This window comes from Caulobacter sp. GW821-FHT09A05, from assembly GCF_059418465.1.
Genome location: NZ_JBWKPX010000010.1, coordinates 86,246 through 109,396, shown reverse-complemented (window position 1 = coordinate 109,396; position 23,151 = coordinate 86,246). Strand labels below are relative to the sequence as shown.

At 69.5% G+C, this 23,151-nt stretch carries 18 protein-coding genes; 13 read left to right on the top strand and 5 right to left on the bottom strand.

Annotation, left to right across the window (positions count from 1 at the left end):
• Position 1: 1 nt before the first annotated feature.
• The gene (locus tag AC07NX_RS11785; protein WP_494641965.1) at positions 2–2,638 is read right to left on the bottom strand and encodes a glycoside hydrolase family 2 TIM barrel-domain containing protein; all 2,637 of its coding nucleotides are present in this window, start codon (positions 2,636–2,638) and stop codon (positions 2–4) included.
• Positions 2,639–3,089: 451 nt separating this feature from the next.
• Here AC07NX_RS11785 and AC07NX_RS11780 point away from each other — a divergent pair, with 451 nt between their 5' ends.
• From AC07NX_RS11780 to AC07NX_RS11755, 6 genes are all read left to right on the top strand, one after another.
• Complete coding sequence (locus tag AC07NX_RS11780; RefSeq protein ID WP_494641964.1) at positions 3,090–3,383, top strand: hypothetical protein; 294 nt, start codon at positions 3,090–3,092, stop codon at positions 3,381–3,383.
• Between the two features lie 204 nt (positions 3,384–3,587).
• The gene (locus AC07NX_RS11775; RefSeq protein WP_494641963.1) at positions 3,588–4,334 is read left to right on the top strand and encodes an SDR family NAD(P)-dependent oxidoreductase; all 747 of its coding nucleotides are present in this window, start codon (positions 3,588–3,590) and stop codon (positions 4,332–4,334) included.
• 395 nt (positions 4,335–4,729) lie between these two features.
• Complete coding sequence (locus AC07NX_RS11770) at positions 4,730–6,127, top strand: B12-binding domain-containing radical SAM protein (RefSeq protein WP_494641962.1); 1,398 nt, start codon at positions 4,730–4,732, stop codon at positions 6,125–6,127.
• Between the two features lie 8 nt (positions 6,128–6,135).
• Complete coding sequence (locus tag AC07NX_RS11765; RefSeq protein ID WP_494641961.1) at positions 6,136–6,954, top strand: class I SAM-dependent methyltransferase; 819 nt, start codon at positions 6,136–6,138, stop codon at positions 6,952–6,954.
• A gap of 11 nt (positions 6,955–6,965) precedes the next feature.
• Positions 6,966–7,754, top strand: coding sequence for a class I SAM-dependent methyltransferase (locus AC07NX_RS11760; RefSeq protein WP_494641960.1), 789 nt, complete (start codon positions 6,966–6,968; stop codon positions 7,752–7,754).
• A complete protein-coding gene (locus AC07NX_RS11755; protein ID WP_494641959.1) occupies positions 7,751–9,334 on the top strand; it encodes a B12-binding domain-containing radical SAM protein in 1,584 nt (527 codons plus the stop codon). The genes AC07NX_RS11760 and AC07NX_RS11755 overlap by 4 nt, the downstream gene beginning before the upstream one ends.
• Here the strand turns inward: AC07NX_RS11755 and AC07NX_RS11750 are convergent.
• Positions 9,281–10,390: a nucleotidyltransferase family protein gene (locus tag AC07NX_RS11750; protein WP_494641958.1), complete on the bottom strand. Its 1,110-nt coding sequence runs from the start codon at positions 10,388–10,390 to the stop codon at positions 9,281–9,283. The genes AC07NX_RS11755 and AC07NX_RS11750 overlap by 54 nt on opposite strands.
• A 234-nt stretch (positions 10,391–10,624) precedes the next feature.
• Here AC07NX_RS11750 and AC07NX_RS11745 point away from each other — a divergent pair, with 234 nt between their 5' ends.
• Genes AC07NX_RS11745 through AC07NX_RS11735 form a run of 3 tightly spaced genes read left to right on the top strand, consistent with a single transcriptional unit; the run spans position 10,625 to position 13,744 of the window.
• Positions 10,625–11,518, top strand: a complete 894-nt coding sequence (locus AC07NX_RS11745; RefSeq protein WP_494641957.1) for a hypothetical protein — start codon at positions 10,625–10,627, stop codon at positions 11,516–11,518.
• 4 nt (positions 11,519–11,522) lie between these two features.
• The gene (locus AC07NX_RS11740) at positions 11,523–12,638 is read left to right on the top strand and encodes a glycosyltransferase family 4 protein (protein WP_494641956.1); all 1,116 of its coding nucleotides are present in this window, start codon (positions 11,523–11,525) and stop codon (positions 12,636–12,638) included.
• Entirely contained in the window at positions 12,635–13,744 is a 1,110-nt protein-coding gene (locus tag AC07NX_RS11735; protein WP_494641955.1) for a glycosyltransferase, read from the top strand. The genes AC07NX_RS11740 and AC07NX_RS11735 overlap by 4 nt, the downstream gene beginning before the upstream one ends.
• Before the next feature lie 121 nt (positions 13,745–13,865).
• On the opposite strand, the gene AC07NX_RS11730 is transcribed toward AC07NX_RS11735, so the two are convergent.
• On the bottom strand, positions 13,866–15,776 hold the full coding sequence (locus AC07NX_RS11730) for a polysaccharide biosynthesis protein (RefSeq protein WP_494641954.1): 1,911 nt from the start codon (positions 15,774–15,776) through the stop codon (positions 13,866–13,868).
• A 229-nt stretch (positions 15,777–16,005) separates the two neighbouring features.
• On the opposite strand from AC07NX_RS11730, the gene AC07NX_RS11725 reads away from it, so the two are divergent.
• Genes AC07NX_RS11725 through AC07NX_RS11710 form a run of 4 tightly spaced genes read left to right on the top strand, consistent with a single transcriptional unit; the run spans position 16,006 to position 20,512 of the window.
• Positions 16,006–17,043: a polysaccharide biosynthesis protein gene (locus AC07NX_RS11725; RefSeq protein ID WP_494641953.1), complete on the top strand. Its 1,038-nt coding sequence runs from the start codon at positions 16,006–16,008 to the stop codon at positions 17,041–17,043.
• Positions 17,033–18,148, top strand: coding sequence for a polysaccharide biosynthesis C-terminal domain-containing protein (locus AC07NX_RS11720; RefSeq protein ID WP_494641952.1), 1,116 nt, complete (start codon positions 17,033–17,035; stop codon positions 18,146–18,148). The genes AC07NX_RS11725 and AC07NX_RS11720 overlap by 11 nt, the downstream gene beginning before the upstream one ends.
• Entirely contained in the window at positions 18,145–19,281 is a 1,137-nt protein-coding gene (gene wecB / locus AC07NX_RS11715) for a non-hydrolyzing UDP-N-acetylglucosamine 2-epimerase (protein ID WP_494641951.1), read from the top strand. The genes AC07NX_RS11720 and wecB overlap by 4 nt, the downstream gene beginning before the upstream one ends.
• 25 nt (positions 19,282–19,306) lie before the next feature.
• Positions 19,307–20,512 carry a glycosyltransferase family 4 protein gene (locus AC07NX_RS11710; protein ID WP_494641950.1) on the top strand — a complete coding sequence of 402 codons (1,206 nt, stop codon included), beginning with the start codon at positions 19,307–19,309 and terminating at the stop codon, positions 20,510–20,512.
• Here AC07NX_RS11710 and AC07NX_RS11705 read toward each other — a convergent pair.
• Positions 20,484–21,734, bottom strand: a complete 1,251-nt coding sequence (locus tag AC07NX_RS11705; RefSeq protein WP_494641949.1) for an oligosaccharide flippase family protein — start codon at positions 21,732–21,734, stop codon at positions 20,484–20,486. The genes AC07NX_RS11710 and AC07NX_RS11705 overlap by 29 nt on opposite strands.
• Entirely contained in the window at positions 21,734–23,140 is a 1,407-nt protein-coding gene (locus tag AC07NX_RS11700; protein WP_494641948.1) for a hypothetical protein, read from the bottom strand. The genes AC07NX_RS11705 and AC07NX_RS11700 overlap by 1 nt, the downstream gene beginning before the upstream one ends.
• Between the last annotated feature and the right edge of the window lie 11 nt (positions 23,141–23,151).

Below are 23,151 nucleotides of genomic sequence, written 5' to 3'. Positions count from 1 at the left end.
TTCAGGGACGAGGCGCGGCGTCGATGGACGAGACGATCGCCTTGCCGGTCTTGCCCTTGAAGGCGATCGTCAGGCCCGCGTCGGTCGCGTCGACGGGGACGCTGCGTATGACGGTGGCGCGCTCGCCCTTGGCCGCCCCGGCGATGTCGAAGTCGGCCAGCACGACCTTGTCGTTGATCAGCACGTCGAAGACCCGCTCGCCCTTGGCGTAGGTCGGCTCGACGAAGGTAAGCGTGACGGTGTAGCGGCCCGGCGCGGCCGGGATCTGGTAGCGGAAGTCGCCTTCGCGATAGGTGCGAGCCACCGGCCACGGCGCCGCGCCGGGCTCTCCGCCGCCTTGGCCTGTCATCGCCTTGGCCGTTCCGCCGGTGAAGAAGGCGTCCGAGCCCATGCGGACGCCGAGGCCGGCCGGGACCAGAAGGGCGCCGCTGTCGATGGTGAAGCGATCCTTGCCCTCGGGCGCCAGGCGCCAGGTCAGGCGGTCCTCGGTTGGGCCTTTCTCGAACCGACCTTGGGCGACCAGGGTGTTGTCGCCCGGGGCGAGGCGGACGCTCTTCCAGACGCAGATCTTCTGCGGACAGTCGGTCAGCGCGCCCAGGGACTTGCCGTTGACCACCAGGTCGGTGGACGGGGCGTTGCTGTAGACGCGCACGTCGGTCACCGGATAGGCGCGGTCCACATAGCGGCGGCCGCTGATGTGCACCGACGGCTCGGCGCTCCAGTTGGCCCTGTAGAAGTAGAAGGCGTCTTTCTTGACCTGGCGATCGTAGGTCACCAAGCCCTTGGTGTTGATGCTCTCGCCGTCGCCCTCGTGGCGGTCGCCGGTGGCGAAGTCGAAGCTGTTCCACAGCCAGGACGCCCACAGATAGGGCTTGGAATCGAGGATCGCCCAGTTCTTCTCGTGGACGAAGGCCTGGTACTCCTCGGGCTGGGCGCGGCCGAACGAGTCGAACGGACCGCCCAGCGGATCGTCGGTGTGCTGGCTGATCGCGCCGCCGGCGCCGTATTCGCTGACCGACAACGGCTTGTCCGGACGCTTCTTGCGCAAGGCGTCGAGCGCCGGGCCCAGCAGATCCGAGGGCGTGTAGTACCAGCCGAAATAGCGGTTGGCGCCGCTGGTGTCGGTGATGGCGGCCACCTCGGGCGCGTTTGGCTGCAGGCCCTCGCAACAGGTAGCCTGGGTCGTGGCCCGGTCGGGATCCTCGGCCTTGGCCAGGGCCTGCAGTTCCTTGAGCAAGGGCATTGGGTCGCGCTGGACGATCTTGGCCGCGCCCATGAACGACGGCGGCGTGCCGCGCAGGTCGACCTCGTTGGCGATGCCCCAGACGCCCACGGAGGCATGGTTGTAGTTCTGGCGGATCAGTTCCTGGAGCTGCTGCTTGGCGTCGGCGACTAGGCCCGGCGTCGGCTCGACCTGGTCGGCCGCCAGGGTCATGACGCTGACGAACGGGATCTCGTCCCACAGGATCAGACCGTACTGGTCGGCCAGCTCGTGGATGGCGGTTCCGTGCTGGTAGTGGGTCAGGCGGATCGTGTTGGCCCCCATCTCGCGGATGATGGCCATGTCTTCGGCGGTGTCGGCCGCGCTGACCGCCCAGCCCTTGCCCTCGCGGTCCTGGTGGTAGCCCACGCCGTGCAGGCGCAGCGGCTGGCCGTTCAGGATCAGGCCCTGCTCCGGGGCGATGCGGATCTGCCGGACGCCGAAACCCTGGTCTAGGCTGTCGACGACCTGACCGCGGGCGTCCTTGATCACCGACTTCAGCCGGTAGAGGTAGGGGTCCTTGACGCCCTGCCACAGGTGCGCGTCAGCCAGGGCCAGGTCCTGCGGGACCTCGATCGACTGGCCGGCGGCCAGCAAGACGGGGGTGGCCACCTGGGCGGCGACGGCGCCGGAGGTGTCGACCAGCTGGGTGGTCAGCACCAGTTTGGCGCCACGCTTGGCGTCGTTGCGGAGCTTGGAGCGCACGGCCACCGTGGCCTTGCCGCCGCCGATCGCGGTCGTCCGGGCGTAGACGCCGGGGCCGCCGAAATCGAGCATGTCGAAATGAGCCTTGTCGGTGGCGACCAGGCTGACCGCGCGATAGAGCCCGCCGTGGACGAAGAAGTCGCCGCCCAACGGCAGGGTGTCGGCGGTCGGGCCGCCGGCCACCGGCCGGCTGGCGTCGACCTTGACGACCAGCAGGTTCGGCTGGCCTGGCTTGATCGCCTTGCTGGCGTCCAGACGGAAGCGCGAGAAGCCGCCAGCGTGGTCGCCCAGGTGGACGCCGTTGAGCCAGACCGAGGCCTTGCGGCTGGCGGCGTCGAACTGAAGCCAGGCGGCCCTGTCCTTGATCGCGGCCGGCGCGGTGAAGGCTAGGCGATACCAGCCCACGCCCTGCTTGGCGTTGATCGTGGCCGGCGTGTGCAGGTGAGGACCGCCCGACAGATAGTAGCCGGCGCGGTTCCAGGTGTGGGGCACGCTGACGGCGGCCCAGCCCTTGTCGTCGAAGCCCGGCGCCTCGGCCCCGGACAGGGCGTCGTCCTGGGTGAACCGCCAACCATCGGTCAGCGGGACGGTCAGCCGTTCGGCCGCGGAGGCAAGGCCGCTCGTGGCGGCCAAGGCCATAGCGAAGGCGGACGCGGCCAGCTTGATCGTCATGACGTTTTCCACCCAGGTTCTTATGGCTTTTCCCGGCCAAGTATCAGCCGCGCCGTCGTCGAGTCAATAATCGAACGACATAGGTCTATTTAGAGCAGTTTCGCGTCGCTTCGGAGCGCATCCCTTTCGTGGAATCGGCATTCCGATCGCTGGAATGGGTGTCGAAGAGCGCCCATCTGATCGTCGTGTCATGATTATCGACGGCCGCCGATGCCCGGCCGCGAGGCGATGGCGGATTGTCCAGAAATGGCTGAATTCCGTTATATCGCAGATGGAAAATAAGAAACTTGGGAAACGCCTTTCCCATGTTCGCAAGGGGGGAGCGCCGCGTCGATCGCTGGGCGCGGGGTAATTTTAGGCATTAATTGATCGGATTCGTCTTATTTAGGATTGCCTTCGCGCCTGGACAAGGCATCATGAGCTCAACGACCCTTGAGAGAAGAGGCCGACCATGCGTCCCATCCGAACCGCTATGGCCGCCGTGTCGCTGATGGCCGCCGCGGGCGTGGCCGTCGCGGCTCCACCCCTGAGCACGGCGACCACCACCATCGGCGAGATTCTCGACACCCCCGCCGCCAAGGCCGTGGTCGACAGGCATCTGCCGTCGGTCTTCGCCAACCCCCAGATCCGGATGGCGCGCCCGCTGACCCTGAAGGGGCTGCAGCGCTTCGCCAAGGAGACCATCAGCGACGGCGCCCTGGCGGCCATCGACAAGGATTTCGCCGCCCTACCGGCGAAGAAGTAGTTCGGGCCGCGGCTTCGCGCCGTCGCCAGGGCGTCTCGGCTCCGCCGCCTTCGCGCGGAGACGATTTCCTCCTCCACTGAGCCGGAGCCCTGACGGGGTCCGGACGGGGCGCTCGCCGATCGAGCGCTCCGCACTTTTTCCTGTTCCGAGCGTCCGCGCCTCGCGAAATGGCCGGACGCCTCCTCCTGCCAAAGGGTGGCTCACATGCCGCATTTCAGCTCAAGGTTCGCCGGCAAGACCGTGGTGGTCACGGGCGCGGGATCGGGCATCGGCCGGGCTACGGCCGAACGCCTGGCCGCCGAGGGCGCGCGCGTCGTCGCTACCGACATCGATCCGGCGCGCCTGGAGGTGGTCGAGTTGGGCGCGGCCGGCGTGAAGGTCTCTGGCGACATCACCCAGCCCGCCGTGGTCGCGGAGGTGTTCGACGCCTGCGAGGGGCGGCTGGACGGGCTGGCCAATGTCGCCGGCATCATGGACGGCTTCCTGCCGATCGCCGAGGTCGACGACGAGACCTGGGACCGGGTGCTGGCGGTCAATGTCACGGCCGTGATGCGATGCACCCGAGCCGCGGTGCGGCTGATGGAGCCGGTCGGTGCAGGCTCAATCGTCCAGGTCGCCTCGGAGGCGGGCCTTCGCGGCTCGGCGGGCGGGGTGTCCTATACGGCGGCCAAGCATGCGGTGATCGGCCTGGGGCGCAGCGCCGCCTTCGCCTGCAAGGGAACGGGCGTGCGGGTCAATGTGGTCGCGCCTGGCGGCGTGATCACCGGCATCGACGCCACGCCGCGCTCGGAAAAAGGGCTTCAGTCGGTGATGACCGTGCTGATGGCGGCCGCGCCGGGCCTGGCCGACGCCGACGACATCGCCGCAGCGATCACCTGGCTGCTCAGCGACGAGGCCAGGAACGTCAGCGGCGCGGTCCTGGCGTCGGACGGCGGGTGGTCCTCTGTCTGATCGGGGAAGCGGGGCCAGGGGGCTCGGGCGATGCAGCGGGGTTATGGCAGTGGTCAACCATTGAGCTTGGCCGTGAACCCGCCTTTCGAAGATCGCGCGGCCGGGTCGCGGACCAAGGTTGGTCTCACTGGCGACACCCGTCGAGAACCCGCGACCAGCTTCTAGCGCGAAGCGCCAATATTCACGCCCAGCGGAACTATTCGCCGGGCGATGGGCCGTGGCGAAACGCGACAGGAATTTCGTGGCTGCGATGAACCTTCGTAGCGACGCTGGCCACACAAGATGACGGGCGCGTGGGTCCGCAAGACGTCTGGTCGAGTCGGAATGGATGAGATGGCCGGGGAAGAAGCGCATGCGGCCGATCGGGCGGCGCGGGCGACCAAGACGGGGGCCGCATGATCCTGCTGTGCCACTCCTACTTTCTCGCGCACGACATCAAGCAGCGCGCGAGAATGAAGCCCTATCCGCCGCTCTCGACCCTGCTGACGGCGAGCCTGCTGCGGCGAGCCGGGCATCCGGTCGCTGTGTTCGACGCCACGTTTGCGCCTGGCGTCGAGGCGTTCGCGGCGCAGCTTGACGAGGTCCGCCCCGGGATCGTGGTGCTGATCGAGGACAATTTCAACTTCCTGACCAAGATGTGCACGACCGCGCGACGCGCCGCGGCCCTGTCGATGATCGCCGCCGCGCGAGCTCGAGGCTGCAGGGTCGTGATCAACGGGCCCGACGTTGGCGACAATCCCGCGATGTACCTGGCCGCGGGCGCACACGCCATCGCGCTGGGCGAGGGCGAGGCGGCGCTGCTGGACGTCGTCGATGGCTGGTCGGGCGGCGAGACGCCGCTGGAGGAGACGCCGGGCCTCATCCTGCCGGGTCCTGACGGGATGCGGAGCACGGCCCACCGCCGCGCCTTGCAGGATCTCGACCATCTGCCCCATCCGGCCTGGGACCTGATCGACATCGAGGCCTATCGACAGGCCTGGCTCGACGCGCACGGCGAGTTCTCCTGGAACATGGCCACGTCGCGGGGCTGCCCCTACGCCTGCAACTGGTGCGCCAAGCCCACCTTCGGCCGCCGATACACGGCCCGCTCGCCGCACGACGTCGTCGCGGAGATGGCGCGCCTCAAGGCCGAGGTCGCACCGGACCATCTGTGGTTCACCGACGACATCTTCGGCCTCAGCGTGGACTGGATCTGCACGTTCGCGGACGAAGTCCGCCGCGCGGAGGCGACCATCGCCTTCTCCATGCAGTCCCGGGTCAATTTGATGACGGACCGGGCGGTCGCCGCCCTGGCCAGCGCCGGGGCGCGGGAGGTCTGGCTCGGCATCGAATCCGGTTCGCAGAAGGTCCTCGATGCGATGGACAAGGGCTCGACGGTCGAGGAGGCGGTCGAAGCAACTCGCGTCCTGAAGAGGCATGGGGTCAAGGCCTGCTGGTTCATCCAGCTCGGCTATCCGTCGGAGACCTGGGAAGACCTGCTGATGACCCGGAACCTGATCCGCGCGGCGGCGCCGGACGAGATCGGGGTGTCGGTCGCCTATCCGCTGCCCGGCACGGTGTTCCACGAGCGCGTGCGCGCCCAGCTAGGGCGGCGGAAGAACTGGCGTGACACTGGCGACCTGGCCATGCTGTTCCAGGGAACCTACGACACGGCCTTCTATCGGAAGGTCCGTGACCTGCTGCACCGGGAGGTCGATGCCGGCCGGCCGGACGACGCGGCCTGGGCGGCGCTGGAGCAGGAGGTCCACCTGCATCGCTCTCCCGATCCCTCTCGTTTGGCGATCGAAGCATGAGCATGGCGATGGCCGCGCTTCCGCCCGCCGCCCTGGCCTTCGACACCATCGCTGAGGGCTTCGACGATCGGTTCGGCGCCTGGCTGAGCGTTGCGGCCCAGCGCCGCGTCGTGCGTCGGGCGCTGGCCGAGGCCTTCCCGGTCGGCGCGCGGCTGCTGGAGGTGGGTGGCGGCACTGGCGAGGACGCCCTGTGGCTGGTCGAGCGTGGCCGCGAGGTTGTGCTGACCGACGCCTCGCCGGCCATGGCGCGTGTCGCCGCCGCGAAGCTGGCGGGCCACGCCGGCGCCTCCGTCGAGATCGCGCCCGCCGAGGCGTTGGACGACATGGCCGGCGAGTTGGCCGGCTCCCGGCCGTTCGACGGCGCCTTTTCCAACTTCGCCGCCCTGAACTGCGTGGACGATCTTGCCGGGTTCGGGCGCGGCCTGGCCCGGGCGCTGCGGCCCGGCGCGCCAGCCCTCCTGGTGCTGTTCGGGACCGCCTGTCCCGGCGAGATGCTGGTCGAAGGCCTGCGCGGCCGTCCGCGCAACATGTTCCGCCGGTTCGCCAAGGATGAGGCGCCGGCGCGCCTGGGCGGAAGGACCTTCACCATCCGCTACCATCGACGCAAGGATGTCGAGCGGGCCCTCTCGCCCTGGTTCGCGCCCGTCGCGCGCCGCGGCGTCGGCGTCCTTGTACCGCCGAGCGCGGCCGAGCCTTGGATCTCTGGCTACCCGAGACTGCTCGGGGGGCTGGAGGCGCTGGACCGGTTGGTGTCCAGACCCCTGGCCGGCCTTGGCGACCACATCCTGTACAGCTTCGTGCGCACCGATGCGGGGGCGCCGGCGTGACGGCGGAGGGGGTGACCAATTTCGCCGCGGAATACGCCGCCCAACGCGCCGCGGAAGGCCGGGGCCATGCGGGGGAGGAACTGCTGAGCCTGCCTTACCTGCGTTCCGGTCCGCTGGCGCGCCAATGGGGCGTCCGCGCCAGAAGCTTCGAAGCGTTTCGTCGCCATGTGATCCGCCCGCACGCCTTGCAACGGGAGCGACCGCTGTCGGTGCTGGACCTCGGGGCGGGCAATGGCTGGCTGAGCCACCGCCTGGCCCTGGAGGGGCACAAGACCATTGCCCTGGACATCCGCGCCGACGCGGTCGACGGCCTGGGCGCGGCCGAGAGCCTGGAGGTGTGCTCGGGGGGGCGCATGAGCCGCTTGCTGGCGGCGTTCGACGATATTCCTCTGGACCCGTCCGTCATGGACGTTGCGGTGTTCAACGCCTCACTGCACTACGCCCTGGATCTGGAAAAAGTCCTGCGGGAAGCCGCTCGCGTCGTCCGTCCGGGCGGCGTGCTGGCGATCGTCGACTCGCCGTTCTACGCAGGCGAGGCGCAGGGCGCGGCCATGGTCGCCGAGAAGCGGGCCCAGGCCGCCGACCGTTTCGGCGATCGAGCGGGAGTGCTTCTGGCCCCGCCGTTCATCGAGTTCCTGACCCGTGAGCGGCTGGCGGCGGCCTCGGCGCGCCTGGGCCTCGTCTGGCGGCGCCGGCGGGTCCGATATCCGGTGTGGTATGAGGCGCGTCCGCTCTTGGCGATGATCCGTGGCCAGAGACCGCCCTCGCGCTTCGATATCTGGAGCTGCGAGCGCCCATGATCCTGCTGGTCAATCCCCGCGCCACCAAGCCATCGAACCGGCGCTTTCCCCTGTCCGTGATGGCGATCGGCGCGGCGCTGCCGGCCGAGATCACCTGGGAGATCGTCGACGGCAATCTGCCCGACATCGACGTACTGGCCGAGATCACCGCCCATGTCCGGCGCCAGGCGGGCGGGCCCGATCCCGTCCAGGCTGTTGCCTTGACCGTCATGCCGGGACCACAGCTGGTCAACGCCGTACCGTTGTCCAAGGCGCTCAAGCGCCGGTTCCCGGCCATTCCGATCATCTGGGGCGGCAACTTCGGCAGCCTCTATCCCGAGCCGGTGCTGAACGCGCCCTATGTCGACTGGGTGGTGCGCGGCCAGGGCGAGCAGACGTTCCTCGAATTGCTGGACGTGCTGGCTGGCGAGCGTGATCCCAAGACTGTCAGGGGCTTGGCGTTCCGGCAGGTGGATGGGACGATCTGGAAGTCGCCCGAACGGGTATGGCTAGGCCCCAACGAGCTGCCCTCGCCGCCCTATCACAAGATCGATGTCGGCCAGTATCTGCACCCGACGTTCCTAGGCAAGCGGTCGGGCGTCTACCAGGCGTCGATCGGCTGTCCCTATGGCTGCAATTTCTGCGGCGTGATCTCGGTGTTCGGCCGCAAGGAGAAGGTGGAGACGCCGGCGCGGGCCGCCGAGCACCTGGCCTGGCTGGTGCGCGAGCACGGCATGGACTCGGTGCACTTCTACGACAACAATTTCTTCCTCAACGAGAAGCACGCCATCGAGATCGCCAGGGCCTTCAGGCCGCTGGGGATCCGCTGGTGGTGCGAGGCGCGGGTCGACGCCTTGACCCGGTTCTCGGACGAGACCTGGCGCGCCTTGCGCGAGGCGGGCCTGACCATGGTGTTCTGTGGCGCGGAGTCTGGCTCGGACGAGATCCTGGCCAAGATGAACAAGGGCACCACCACCGACCAGATCGTGACCACGGCGGCCAAGACCCGCGAGCACGGGATCGTCCCGGAGTTTTCGTTCGTGTTCGGCGATCCGGACGAACCCGAGGGTGAGATCGAAAACACCCTCGCCTTCATCCGCAAGCTGAAGACCATCAACCCCACAATGGAGCTCATCAGTTACTTCTACACTCCGACGCCGCAGCGCAAGGAGACCTACGGCAATGTCGACGCCCTGGCCGGCACGCCCGACACGCTGGAGGAGTGGATCCAGCCCCAGTGGGTGACCTGGATGACCCACGAGGATCCGGACCTGCCGTGGATGGCGCGACGGCTGAAGGCGCGGGTCGACGATTTCGAGCTGGTCTTGAAGAGCCGCTTCCCGTCGGTGCACGACAAGCGTACGCGGCCGTGGGGCAAGGTCTTGGGCAAGATCGCCGCCTGGCGCCGGTGGGCGCGGGCCGATTATGACAATCCCAAGCTGCTGCGGCTGATCCGCGCCTGGGCCCGCATCGTCCCGGACGACGATCAGGCCTACGGCCATCTGCGGCCGGAGGGCGAAGAGAAGGGCTTGCCGAGGTTTGAGCCGCTAGCGGCTGAATCGGCCCCGCAGCAAGCGCCAAGCCCGGTTCTCGTAGATTGACCACAGCTTGCGCCACGAGCGCGTCGAAGGCGCGATGTCGGCGACCAGCTGCGCGGTGCGCCCGCGCCAGCCTTCGGTCCACATGAAATGCTCTTGCACGGAGGCGCGGTCGATGCGCTGGGCCGTCGCTGGGGTGAGGTTCTTCAGGACCCGCGACACCCCCGCCGGCGCCTGGCGGCCGCAGGCCTCCAGCACGAAAGCGGGAACCGAGCCGGACGACAGGTCCTCGCAAAGCTTGAGGGCCGGATAGCAGAAGCCCAGCAGGCCCGCGCGCTCGCCGAGCGCCAGGAAGGCGTCCCACGAGAGGGCGCCATCAGTCAGATCGCGCCGGATCACCAGGTGCAGTTCGACCAGCCGCAGCAGGGTCAGGTTCTGCAGGCCCGATCCCGCATGGGCGGCCAGGTGCAGCAGCAGCAGCGGCTGGTCGAGCGTCCTGGCTCTGGGATTGGGCGCCCACCGGGCGAGACCGGTCATGGGGCCGGCCAGGTCCAACCGGGCCAGCGGCGCGCCGGCGCTGACGAAGATGTCGAGTGAGGCGTGCAGGTCGATGCTCCAGGGATCATCGGCGTGGACCAGGGTCAGGGCCCGTGGGGATGTTGGCCCCTGCGCCGGCCGCCAGCTGCTTTCGCGGGCGCCCCGGCTCGCTTCGACCAAACCTTCCGCCTGCAGCACGGCCTCGGCCGGGACCACCTGTTCGGCGCGCACTAGCAGGTCGATGTCGGAGGCGGGGCGCGCGCCGGGATCGGGAAAATAGTCGCGCGCGGTGTGGGCGCCTTTCAGGACCACCACGTCGAGGCCCTTCCGCGACAAGGCCTCGACGACCCTGATCGCGGCGGTCTCCATCCGCGCGGCCCGGAGCCTGTTGTGCCGCAGGTGCAGTTCCAGGACCCGGCCGACACCGGGTTCTGCCGCGATCAGCCCCGTCTCGCGCCACCAGCCCAGCAACGGCCCCATGCCGGAGATATAGCCGGCCAGGCCGATCGCGGCGGGGTCGCCGTCCAGGACGCCGGTGCGGCCGGAAAGCACCGCTCGGGCCGTGGCCTCGATCTGGCCCATGGCGTTGCGCCAGGCCTCAAGGGAAACGTCGGGCCAGAGCCAGGTCGGGCGGCCCTGTCGTTTAGCCCAGAGGAAGCGCCGCGCGACCTCATCCTGTGAAATATCTTGAATATTGAAATCTATTAGGTTGGCATTATCTTCCACTACCATCATTTGTGCCTTAATATACCAAAATATGCTTTTCCTGTGTTTAAGTATTTGACATGATTATTGTGCGTGTTGAATATAATGGGTATGCAGTGTTTTGAATTCTTCGGAATTTTCGTCACCTTCATCGTCAGCGACCAAGCCTTGCTGGCGACGGTGCGAGCGGCGTATCCCGATGGCGTGGTCGACGCGCCGGCCGGTGCGCCGGCTGTCGAGATCAGGCTCGAGTTGGGCGAGGTTGGCGACGCCGACGAGGCTATCCGGGTTGACGGCGCCCGGCTGACCCTGCGGGGCAGGGGTCTCCGGGCCTGGGCCGACGCGAGCAAGGGCCGCGCCCACGGCGTGGCGTCGGCCCGTCTGGTCGGCGATCCCGTCGCCTTGGCCGGCGAACTGGTGGACACCCTGCTGCTGTTCCTGCTGACGCGTCGTGACCGCACCCCGGTCCATGCGGCGGGTCTGCTAGTGGAAGGTTCGGCGCTGGTCCTGGCCGGGCCGAGCGGATCGGGCAAGAGCACCCTGACCCTGGCGGCGATGCAGCGGGGCGTTCCGATCCTTTCCGACGACACCCTGTACATCCAGCTTCAGCCTGTCCTGCGCGTCTGGGGCTTCCGGCGCCCCCTGCATGTGTTTCCCCAGGACGCGCCGAGGTTCACCCTGGGCGAGCGCCGGCGCGGCGGGAAGCTCAAGGCCGTCGTGCCCCTGGCGCCGACGGCGCTGGTCGGTTCCGCCGTGGCCGAGCGGGCGATCCCGCTGCTGCTCGAACGCGGCGAGGCGGTGGACCTGCGACGGCTGGACGCCGCCGAGACGGAGGCGGGACTGATGCGGCTCGACGCTGGCTTCGATCTCCTGCCGCGGGAATCGGCGCGGGCGGCGCGGGCCCTGGCCGGGGCGGGCGGATGGCGACTGACCTTGTCGCGCGATCCGGACGCGGCGATCGACTTCCTGATGGCGCGCTTGCCGTCACTGCTGGCGGAGGCATGAGGCGATGCGCGTCGTGCATGTCAATCTCGTGCGCCCGCGCGGGCGGCCGACGCCAGAGGCCCTGCTGGAAACCTGGCCGACCCTCGGCGACGTGGCTGGCGCGGTGGCGAGCGCCGGCGTCGAGGTGGTGGTGGTCCAGTCGTTTCACCAGGCGGCCGACCTCACGCACGATGGCGTCCGCTATCGGTTCGTGCCGGAACTGGCCTTGCCGGACCGGCCCACCGGCCTGTCGCCCCGACGACTGGCGCGCGCCGTGCGCGAGTGCGCGCCGGAGGTGATCCATGTGAACGGCCTGGACTTCGCCTGGCACACACGGGTGCTGAGCGCGCTGGGCCCGCCCGTGCTGGTCCAGGACCACGCGAGCACGGCCGAGCGGGCGTCGCGGTTGATGCGATGGGGGTTGGAAAGGGTGGCCGGAGCGGCGTTCACCGATGCGACGCAGGCGGAGCCGTTCCTGGAGCGCGGGCTGCTGCGCCCGGGCCTTCCGGTCTTTTCCGTGCCGGAATCCTCGACCCGTTTCACCAGCGGCGATCAGGACGCCGCCCGCGCCGCCTGCGGGCTGCATGGCGACCCGGCCGTGCTGTGGATCGGCCGCCTGCAGGCCAAGAAGGATCCCCTGACCGTGCTCGACGCGGTCGAGATCGCCGCCGCCGAACTGCCGGGGTTACGGCTCTGGTGCTATTTCCACGAGGCGCCGATGCTGGCCGAGGTTCAGGCGCGGGTCTCCGCCTCGCCCATCCTCGCGTCGCGGGTCCACCTGCTGGGCCGCGTGGACCACGACGATATCCAGACCCTGTGCCGGGCGGCGGACATCTTCGTCTCGGCCAGCCGCTTCGAGGGCTCCGGCTACGCCCTGATCGAGGCCATGGCCTGCGGCGCGACGCCGGTGGTCAGCGACATCCCCTCGTTCCGGGCGCTGACGGGGGACGGCGCCATCGGCGCCATGGCGCCGGTCGGCGACGCGGCCGCCTTCGCGCGCGCCTTGGTCGAGGTGTCGGCTCGTCCGGGCGGGACCCAGCGGCGGGCGGTTGTCGAACATTTCCGGCGCACGCTGGCCTTCGACGTCGTCGGCGCGCGGCTGCGCGAGATCTATGCGACGCTGGCGGAGGCGCGGCGATGAAGGTCGCGCTGGTGGTTCCCGGCGGCGTCGACCGATCGGGCGAGAGGCGGGTGATCCCCTGCCTGCTGTGGCTGATCGAGCGCCTTGTGGCCGCCGGCGACGAGGTCCACGTCTTCGCCCTGCAACAGGAACCGTCGCCAGGGCGATGGAGCCTGCTAGGCGCCCAGGTCCATAACGCAGGTCGCCGGCCCCGGCGGCTGCGCGCGGCCGGCGACCTGCTGGCCGAACATCGCCGCGGACGCTTCGACGTCATCCACGGCTTCTGGGCGGCGGGACCCGGGGTGGTCGCCGCCTTCTGCGGCCGCCTGACCGGCGTCGCGGTGGTGCTGACCCTGCCCGGAGGGGATCTGGTGGCGCTGAAGGACATCGGCTATGGCGCGCGGCTCACGCTCGGGGGGCGGCTCTGGACGCGGCTGGCTCTGGCCGCCGCGGATCGCGTCGTGGTCCAGAGTTGGTGGATGGCCGAACAGGCGTCGGCCTTCGGCGTTCCAGCCGAGGTCATTCCATTCGGCGTGGCGCTGGACCGATGGCCAGCCGCCCCGCCCCGCCGCCGCGCGCCCGAAGCGCCGCTTCGCCTGGTCCATGTGGCCAATCTCAATCGGATCAAGGATCAACCGACGCTGCTTGACGCCATGGCCGTGCTGCGCGCACGCGGCGTCGATTTCCAGCTGGACGTCATCGGCCACGACACCTTGGACGCCGCCGTACAGCGGCGGTGCGCCGAACTGCACCTGGACCGCCACGTCGCGTTCCATGGCTTCCTGCCCCATGCCGAGATCCGAACCTGGGTCGCAGGAGCCGATCTGATGCTGGTCAGTTCGCGCCACGAGGCCGGCCCGCTCGTCGCGCTGGAGGCCGCGGTGGCTGGCGTGCCGAGCGTCGGCACGGCGGTGGGACATATCGCCGACTGGGCGCCCGAGGCGGCCGTGGCGGTTCCCATCGGCGACAGCCTCGCCCTGGCCGAGGCGATCGGGTGGTTGGCGGGCGACGAGGACCAGCGGCTGCGCCTGGCCGGGGCCGCCCAGGCCCTGGCCCTGGCCGCCGACGCCGACGTCACGACGGAGACGACGCGGCGGCTCTATGCGGCGGTTGTCAAGGCGCGCTAGCCAGAGCGTTGGGCGAAAGTGTGAGCGGTTTCGCCCGCTAAACGCGCTCTAAATGTTTGAATCTAATGTTTGAATCTAGAGCCTGTCGGGATCAGATGATTCCATCTGATCCCGACAGGCTCTAGGCGATCTTGCTAAGCGCCGCGGCTTCAAGCCGCTCGAGGTGGGTCCAGTCAACCACGCCCTCCGTGTTGTGAAACTCCGGCACCAGATCGCGCAGGGCCGCGATCAGTTCGCCGCGAGCATCGACCGTCAGTAACCTCCTGATCCCCTCCAGCTTCGGGCGCAGAAGATCGATCGGCAGCAGGGCCTCGGCGGCCTTGAAGATCCGGGGATGGGCGGTCGGCTCCGGGGCGTCGCCGATCAGCAGCTCCTCGTAGAGCTTCTCGCCGGGGCGAAGGCCGATCTCGACGATTTCCACGTCCCCGCCGGGGCGCTGGGCGTCACGCGGCCGCAGGCCGGCCAGCTCGATCATGTGCTGGGCCAGGTCGACGATGCGGACCGGTTGGCCCATGTCCAGGACGAAGACCTCGCCGCCTCGCGCCATGGCCCCGGCCTGGATGACCAGTTCCGCGGCTTCCCCGGCGGTCATGAAATAGCGAGTGATCCGGCGGTCGGTCACCGTCACCGGGCCGCCGGCGCGGATCTGCCGCTCGAACAGCGGGACGACCGAGCCGCTGGTGCCCAGCACGTTGCCGAACCGGACCATGGCGAAGCGGGTGGCTGGCGAGGCCTGGTCCAGCGCCTGCAGGACCAGCTCGGCCGCCCGCTTGGTCGCGCCCATGACGTTGGTCGGCCGCACGGCCTTGTCGGTGCTGACCAGCACGAAGTTCGGGACGCGGCGGCGGGCGGCGACGGACGCCAGGGTGAACGTGCCCAGGACATTGGTGCGCACGCCCTCGGCCGGATTGTGCTCGACCAGCGGCACGTGCTTGTAGGCCGCGGCATGGTAGATGATCTCGGGCCGCCAGGCGCCGACGATCTCGTCCATCCGCGCCTCGTCGCAGACCGAGCCGAGCAAGGGCACGATCCGCGCCCCGCCCCGCGCCGACAGCTGGCCGTGGATGTCGTAGAGACCAAATTCGCTGATCTCGACCAGCAGCAGGACCGCGGGTTCGAGCGCGAGCAGCCGGCGGCAGAGCTCGCCGCCGATCGAGCCGCCGGCGCCGGTGACCAGCACCACCTTGCCGCGGATATGCCCCCGCATCAGGTCCAGGTCCGGCTCGACGCGCTCGCGGCCCAGCAGGTCCTCGACCCGCACCTCCCGGACGTGGGCCATCTCCACCCGGCCCCGGGCGATGTCCATCAGTCCCGGCAGGGTGCGGACCTGGACGTCGGCGCGGCGGGCCGCGGCGATGATCGCCTTGCGCCGCTCATGCGGGGCCGAGGGCAGCGCCACCAGGATCTCGTCGGCCAGTCGCGTCCTGACTACCCTGGCCAGGTTCGCCGGGGCGTGGATGCGGCGACCGTCCAGCACGCTGCCGATCAGCGTCGGATCGTCGTCGAAATAGCCGACGACCTCCATTTCCGAAGACTGGGCGATGGCGGCGGCCAACTGCCGTCCCGCCGAGCCCGCGCCATAGATCATCACCCGTCGTCGAGGGGGCCGCGCGCTCGAGGCGGCGTCCACGAGCCAGTAGCGGGCCAACAGGCGCGACGCGGCGACGGCGACGAACAGCAGGATCGGCTGGATCAGGCTGACGGTGCGAGGAATCCCCCAAATACCGACCACCGTGAACACCGTCGCGAAGGGCAGTGCGTAGATCGCGCAGGCGCGGCCGATGTCGACCATCGCCCGGACGCCCGACTGGCTGAAGATCTCTCGATAGAGGCCCAGGACGTGGAAGAGCGGGATCGCCAGGACGATCGAGACGGCGATCATCACGGCGAACGGCGTGTCACGGGTCGGAAAGAAGCCAAGCCTCAGGACGACCGACAGGAAGCAGGTGACGGCGCAGAGGCCGGTGTCGACCAGCATCACCACGCCGCGTTTGGTCGGCCGCCGCCGGGAGATCGCGAAGGCCGCCAGCATCGACCATAGCGGAGCCCGCGACCTTTTTGGCCGCTGCGTCGTCTCCAAAGCCAAGATGCCCGACTGCTGATCCACGCATGATGGGTGGCCGGCGGCGCCCGTAAGGTTCAACGCCGCTAAAGTTGGCGGCCCATGTGAACGCCCGGACGGGCGGCCGGTACCCACCTCCCGCGAGCTGGAGTTTTCCCGTTCGCTGGCTGGACACCACAAGGGACGCGGCGCACCCGACATGAAGGATATAGCGGGCACGACGCTGATGATCACCGGAGGCACGGGGTCCTTCGGCTCGACCATCCTGCACCACTTCCTGGCCTTGCCGGTCGCCGAGATCCGCGTCGTCAGCCGGGACGAGAAGAAGCAGGAAGACCAGCGCCAGCGCTTCAACGACCCCCGGATCAAGTATCACATCGCCGACGTGCGCGATTTTCGCGCCATGGAAAGCGTCACGCGGGGCGTCGACTTCATCTACCACGCCGCGGCGCTGAAGCAGGTGCCGTCCTGCGAGTTCCATCCGATGGAGGCGGTCAACACCAACGTGACCGGCACGAACAACGTGCTGGACGCGGCGATCCGCAACGGCGTGCGCCGCGTGGTCTGCCTGTCCACCGACAAGGCCGTCTATCCGGTCAACGCCATGGGCATGTCCAAGGCCCTGATGGAAAAGGTGATGGTGGCCAAGGCCCGCGTCGCCCAGGGCGGCCAGACGGTCATTTCCGGCACCCGCTACGGCAATGTGCTGGCGTCGCGCGGGTCGGTGGTGCCGCTGTTCATGAATCAGGTTCGGCGCGGCGTGCCGATCACCATCACCGATCCGGAGATGACCCGCTTCGTGATGACCCTGGACGAGGCCGTCGCGCTCTGCCTCTACGCCTTCGAGCACGGCGCCAACGGCGATCTGTTCGTGCAGAAGGCCTCGGCCGTGACGATCGAGCGCCTGGCCCGGGCGGTGTTGGCGGTCATGGACCGTCCCGATCACCCGGTGCGGATCATCGGCACGCGCCATGGCGAAAAGCAATTCGAGACCTTGCTCAGCCGCGAGGAAATGGCCCTGGCCGAGGACCGCGGAGCCTATTTCCGCGTCGCCCCGGACAATCGCGACCTGAACTACGACGCCTATGTCCGCGACGGCGAGGAGCGGGTGTCGCGCCAGGCCGACTTCAACTCACACAATACGCGACGACTGGAGGTCGACGAGCTGGCGCAGCTGCTGCGCGGCCTGCCCTACGTGCGCGCCGCCATGGCCGGGAGCCTTGTCGATGACCTCTGAGACCAGGATCGTGGCCGTGACGGGGGCGGCGGGGTTCATCGGGCGCAACCTCGTCGTTCGCCTGCGGGAGCTGGGCTTCGACACTCGGGCGATCACCCGCGACACCCCGGATCCCGAGGCGCTGGCCGCCCTGCGCGCGGCCGACGTGGTCTTCCATCTGGCGGGCGCGGTGCGGCCTCGGGACCGCGAGGAGTTCGCCCGCTCCGACGCCTATGCGGCCTGGGTCGCCCTGGCCGTCGAACTGGGCGGCCGGCGGCCGCTGGTGGTCTGCGCGTCCTCCGTTCGTGCGGGCGACGACAGCGATTATGGCCTCAGCAAGCGCGCGGCCGAGGAGATCATGCTGCGCCTGGCCGATCGCGGCGCGGCGACGGCGGCGATCTATCGCCTGCCCAACGTATTCGGAAAGTGGGCCCGCCCACACTACAACTCCGCCGTCGCCACGTTCTGCCACAACCTGGCGCGGGACCTGCCGATCCGGATCGACGATCCGGATGCGCCCCTGGCCTTGCTGCACGTGGACGACCTGATCGACCAGTGGCGCGCGCTGATGGCCGCCACGCCGAGGCAAGGCGGCTTCATCGAACCCGATCACGTGCATCGAACGACCGTCGGCCAGGTGGCGCGGCTGATCGGCGCCTTCGCCGCGGACCGTCGAGGCGGGCGGATCGGGGAGGTGGGCGTCGGCCTCGAACGCGCGCTCTACGCCACCTTCGTCTCCCATCTTCCGGCTGAAGCGTTCAGCTATGACCTGACCGCGCACACCGATCCGCGCGGAAGCTTCACCGAGGTCCTGAAGACCAGCGCCAGTGGCCAGTTCTCCTACTTCACCGCCCATCCGGGAGTGACGCGGGGCGGCCACTACCACCACAGCAAGGTCGAGAAGTTCCTGATCGTCCAGGGGCGAGCGCTGTTCCGTTTCCGTCACATCCTGACCGGCGACAGCCATGAGATCCGCACCTCCGCCGAGACCCCGGTGGTGGTCGAGACCATCCCCGGCTGGACCCACGACGTCACCAATGTCGGCGACGACCTGATGGTCTCGCTGATCTGGGCCAACGAGGTGTTCGACCGCGAACGGCCCGACACGGTGATGATGGCCCTATGACCGTGGCCAGGCTGAAGGTGATGACGATCGTCGGCACGCGGCCGGAGATCATCCGGCTGTCGCGCGTGATGGCGGCGCTGGACCGCTGGACCGACCACGTCCTGGTCCATACCGGCCAGAACTACGACTACGAGCTGAACGGCGTGTTCTTCGAGGAGCTGGGGCTGCGCAAGCCGGACCACTTCCTGGAGGCGGCGGGCGGCACGGCGGCCGAGACGATCGGGCGGGTGATCATCGCCGCCGACCGCGTGCTGGACGCCGAGCGGCCCGACGCCCTGCTGGTCCTGGGCGACACCAACAGCTGCCTGGCGGTGATTCCGGCCAAGCGCCGGCGCATCCCGATCTTCCACATGGAGGCCGGCAACCGCTGTTTCGACCAGCGCGTGCCCGAGGAGACCAACCGCCGCATCGTCGATCATACGTCCGACATCAACATGCCCTACTCGGCGATCGCCCGCGAATACCTGCTGGCGGAAGGTTTTCCGGCGGACCGGATCGTCAAGACCGGCAGCCCGATGTTCGAGGTGCTGGCGCACTATCGCGAGGCCATAGACCGGTCGGACGTCTTGGCGCGGCTGGGGCTGGCGGCGGGCGGTTATTTCCTGGTCAGTTGCCATCGCGAGGAGAATGTCGACTCCGACCGCCAGATCGTCCGTTTCGCCGAGACGCTGCGGGCCGTCGCCGAGCGCTACGACGCCCCGATCATCGTCAGCACCCACCCGCGCACCCGCAAGCGCATCGAGGCGCTGGGCCTGTCGTTCCACGAACGGGTGCGGCTGCTCAAGCCGTTCGGCTTCCTCGACTACAACGCCCTGCAGCGTCACGCCCGCGCGGTGCTGTCGGACAGCGGCACGATCAGCGAGGAATCGTCGATCCTGGGCTTTCCGGCCCTGAACCTGCGCGACGCCCACGAACGTCCCGAGGCCATGGAGGAGGGCGCGGTGATGATGACGGGTCTCGGCCAGGCGCGGGTGATGCAGGCCCTGGCGATCCTGGAGGAGCGGGACGACGCGGGTGAGGCGGTCGTGCGCCTGCCGGCGGACTACGCTTGCCCCAACGTGTCGGAAAAGGTCGTCCGGACGATCCTCAGCTATACCGACTATGTCCGCAGCACGGTGTGGAAGGCGTTCTGAAACTCCGGCCGACGAGGGCGACGCCATGCGCTTCCTGATGGTCTGCATGCAGTACCCGACGGGCCCCGGCCAGTCGTACATGACCACCGAACTGGCCGACGCCCTGGTCGCGGCGGGCCATGAGGTGGAGGTCCTGCACCTGGACTGGAGCGGCCCGGCCGACGGGCCGACGGAGGTCTTCACCACGGCGTGCGGCGTGCGGGTGGTGCGCTGTCCGCCGGGCCGGGCCGGAGGGCTGGGCGGCCGGGCCGCCGAGGCCGGCAAGTTCGTGCTCAGCGGCGTCCGCGCCGCCCGCGCCGCCCGCGCCCATCTGGACCTGGCCTCGTTCGACGTGCTGCTCGCCTGGATGCCGGCCATCGCCATCGCCCCGCTTGTCGGGATGGCGGAACGGGCGGGGATCGCCCGGCGGCTGCTGTTCATCTGGGACTTCTTCCCCGACCATCACCGCGAGATCGGCCGCATCCCGGGCGGCTGGCCCTACCGGATCGCCCGGGCGTGGGAGCAGCGGCTGCTGGCGCGGTTCACGGCGGTCATCTGCACCCTGCCGGGCAACGCCGACTATCTGCGCCGGAACTATCGGCTGGGGCCGAGCCAGCGGGTCCTGGTCACGCCGATCTGGTCGAACACCGCGCCGCTTCCGCCGGCCGATCGGGCCGGTCTTCGCCGACGCCATGGCCTGCCCGAGGATCGACCGATCGCCGTGTTCGGAGGACAGCTGGTCGAAGGGCGGGGATTCGAGCAGATGCTTGACGCGGCGCGGGCCATGGACGCGGCCGGCTCGCCCTTGCTGTTCCTGTTCGTCGGCGATGGCCGGCTGGCGCCGATGATCCAGGCGCAGGCGGCCGCGCGGTCCAACCTCGCCTGGCGGCCGCCCCTGTCCCGCGACGCCTATCTGGAGCTGCTGGGGGCCTGCGACGTGGGGATGGCGGTGACCGTGCCGGGTGTCACCTCGTTCAGCATCCCGACCAAGACCATCGATTATCTGCGCGCCGGACTGCCGATCGTCGCCGCCGTCGAGGCGGGCAGCGACTTCGTCGCCATATTGGAACGATATGGGGTCGGCAGCACCGTGGGGTTCGGCGATCCCGTCGGCTTCGGCCAGGTGGCCGAGCGCCTGGCGAGCGACCCTGTCCTTCGCGCCGAAGTCCGCCGCGCCGCGCCGATCTGCCTGGACGCGGTGTTCGACGTCCGGCACGCGCTGGCTACGGTGCTGGAAGCGGCTGGCGCCTAGATCCGCGGGTTTTAAAGAAGACCAGGGTGACGACGCCGGCGGAGATCGCCTGGGCGCCGACATAGGCCGATTGCGGCGCCCAGGCCTTGCCGGCCGAGATCAAGCCGGCGGCCATGATCGCCATCGCGCCCATGACGGCGATCTCCACGGCGGCGTAGCGGCCGGGGCGCCCTTCAGCGAACGCGGCGTACATGGCCAGGCAGGTCCAGACCCGCAGCAAGTCGCCGACCATATAGGCCTGGATGACCGGCGCGGCCGGCAGGAACGCGTCGGACAGGAACAGGCGCACCAGGGGTTCCAAGGCCAGCGAGAAGACGATCAGGGCCGTGGCCATGACGGCCGCGCCGAGTCCCCAGAAGCGGACGACCAGGGCACGCCTCTCGGCGAGATCCGGCGTGGCCGCGAACCTCGGCACGAACGCCTGCAGCATGACCAGGCCCAGCAGCTGGGTCGACATGTCGGAGATGCGATTGGCGGCCATCCAGTAGCCCAGCTGGGTCGGACCGAAGGCGTCGCGGTAGACGGCCCGCAGGCCGAACAGCGCCGCGGCGGTGAAGCCGGCGGTCGCCAGCAGGGCCGCCGAGTAGCGCATCAGGGGCGGAACGCCGGCCAGCGCGATATGCGGGGCGACGGTCCGGATCCGGAGGCGCGCGGTGAACCCGAAGGCGGCCGCCGTGGCGGCCAGACCGCCGCCGGCGAAGGCCAGGGCCGCCAGGATCGGCGCGCCGTGGACGATCAGGCCGGTCGCCCCCGCCGTTCCGACCAGCAGGCCCAGGGCCTGGGCCGAGAGGCTTTCGACCGTCCGACCTCGGCCCGACAGCAGGCCGCACCAGATCTGGCCAGGCCCGGCGGCCAGGCTGAGGGCCGCGACGCCGACGATGGCCGGGCCGTGTCCCGGCGCGCCGGTCAGGAGGCGCGAGAGCGGGCCGGCGGCCAGGGCGATGGCGGGGACCAGGACCACGGCGCTGGCCGCCCAGAGCAGGAAGGCCGCGCCCTGGGTGCGGGCCAGGGCCGCCGGGTCTTCGTCGGCGGCGGCCTGGCGGATCAGCCCGCCCTGTGCGCCGCCAATGGCCAGCATGTTCAGCAAGGCGGCCAGCAGCAGCAACTGCGAGAACACCGCGAAGCCGGCCACGGGAAGGAAATGGGCCGAGACTTTCAGCAGCAGCAGGCCCGAGGCGACCCGTGCGCCGAAGAAGGCGGCGACGAAGGCCAGGCGCCGCATCAGCGGACGGGTCCGAACCCCGCGCCCGTCTGGGCGGAAAGCACGCGTCCCTGGCGGTGCCGGAGCCAGATCACGATCCACACCGCCAGGACGAGGTAGCCGTCATAGCTGGCCAGGACCTGGTTGTTGGCGGGCAGGTAGACCATCATGGTGGTGGCCAGGCAGAACAGCACCGCCGCCGGATCGCTCATGCCCGCGGCCGCCTCTCGCCACCAGAGACCCCATAGCCAGGCCACGAGGCCCAGGACGGCGACCGCGCCGGGAAAGCCGACGTCGTTGGCCAGCCAGGTCATCAGGGTCGACCAGTAGTATTCCTCCGACCAGCGATCCGCCCCGTTGCGATAGGTGAAGGTGCGAAGGTGCGGCGCGGGATCCTCGGTCACCGCCTCGTAGACCGACAGCGCCGCGGGGGAATGGCCCACGCCCAGGGCGGAGTCGAACGGCTTCTCCAGCGCCAGGTTCAGGCCGTAGTAACCCGAGCAGGTCGAGAGGATGAACACGGTCGCCCCGAAACGCTGGGGGAGGGGCATCCAGGCGATCCAGGGGTTCTGCAGGTCGGCGCAGATGCGGCTGTTGTTGGCGCAGACCACCGTGCGGTTCACGTAGCCGCCCAGGCGCTGGTCCTTGCGCTCGATGAACAGCCCCTGGGCGAAGGTCGCGAAGACCAGGCCGACCAGCGCCCACGACCAGTAGCGGCGCACCAGTTGGAAGCCCTGATGGCCGAGCGCCCGGCTGCGGCCGAAGGCGACGAAGGCCGCGGCCACGCCGACGATCAGCAGGTCGGCGATCTCCTTGTCCGTGCCGCGCATGATCGAAAAGACGATCGAGGACAGGACGGCCGTCGCCACGGCGGCCCGGCCGGCCCAGCCGATCGTCGTCCAGCGGACAATGCCGAGCGGCAGGACCACATAGGTCAGCGGCGCGGTGAAGGCGCGCAGGGCGACCACCACATTGCGCTGCCCGGTGGTGGCCAGCAGCTGGCTTTGCAGACGCCGATAGGCTCCGCCCTGGTCGCGCAGGGCGTCCAGCGCTTCCCAGGGCGGCCGGCCGGTATAGGCGAAACTGGTCGGAATCAGCAGCAGGGCCGCGGCGATCGCGCCGACCACCAGCAGAACGGTCGTGAACCGAAGAGGCGCGACGACCCGGGTGTCGCCCGAGGATCCGATCAGGGCGCCGCCGCCCACCACGGCCAGGCACAGGACCACGTAGCCGATCAGCCGCGCCCAGTCGCCGGCGTGATAGATCGGCCAGTTGATCGGCCAGGCCAGGAACAGGACGAAGGTGGCGACGATGTAGCCGAACACCAGGAGAAGCGGCAGGCGGGGGATCGCGTCCCGGGGGGTGACGACCGCGATCGTGCGGACGGTCGGCGCGGCGGGCGGAACGGCGACGGAGGCTTCGGTCACGGCGAGGGCGG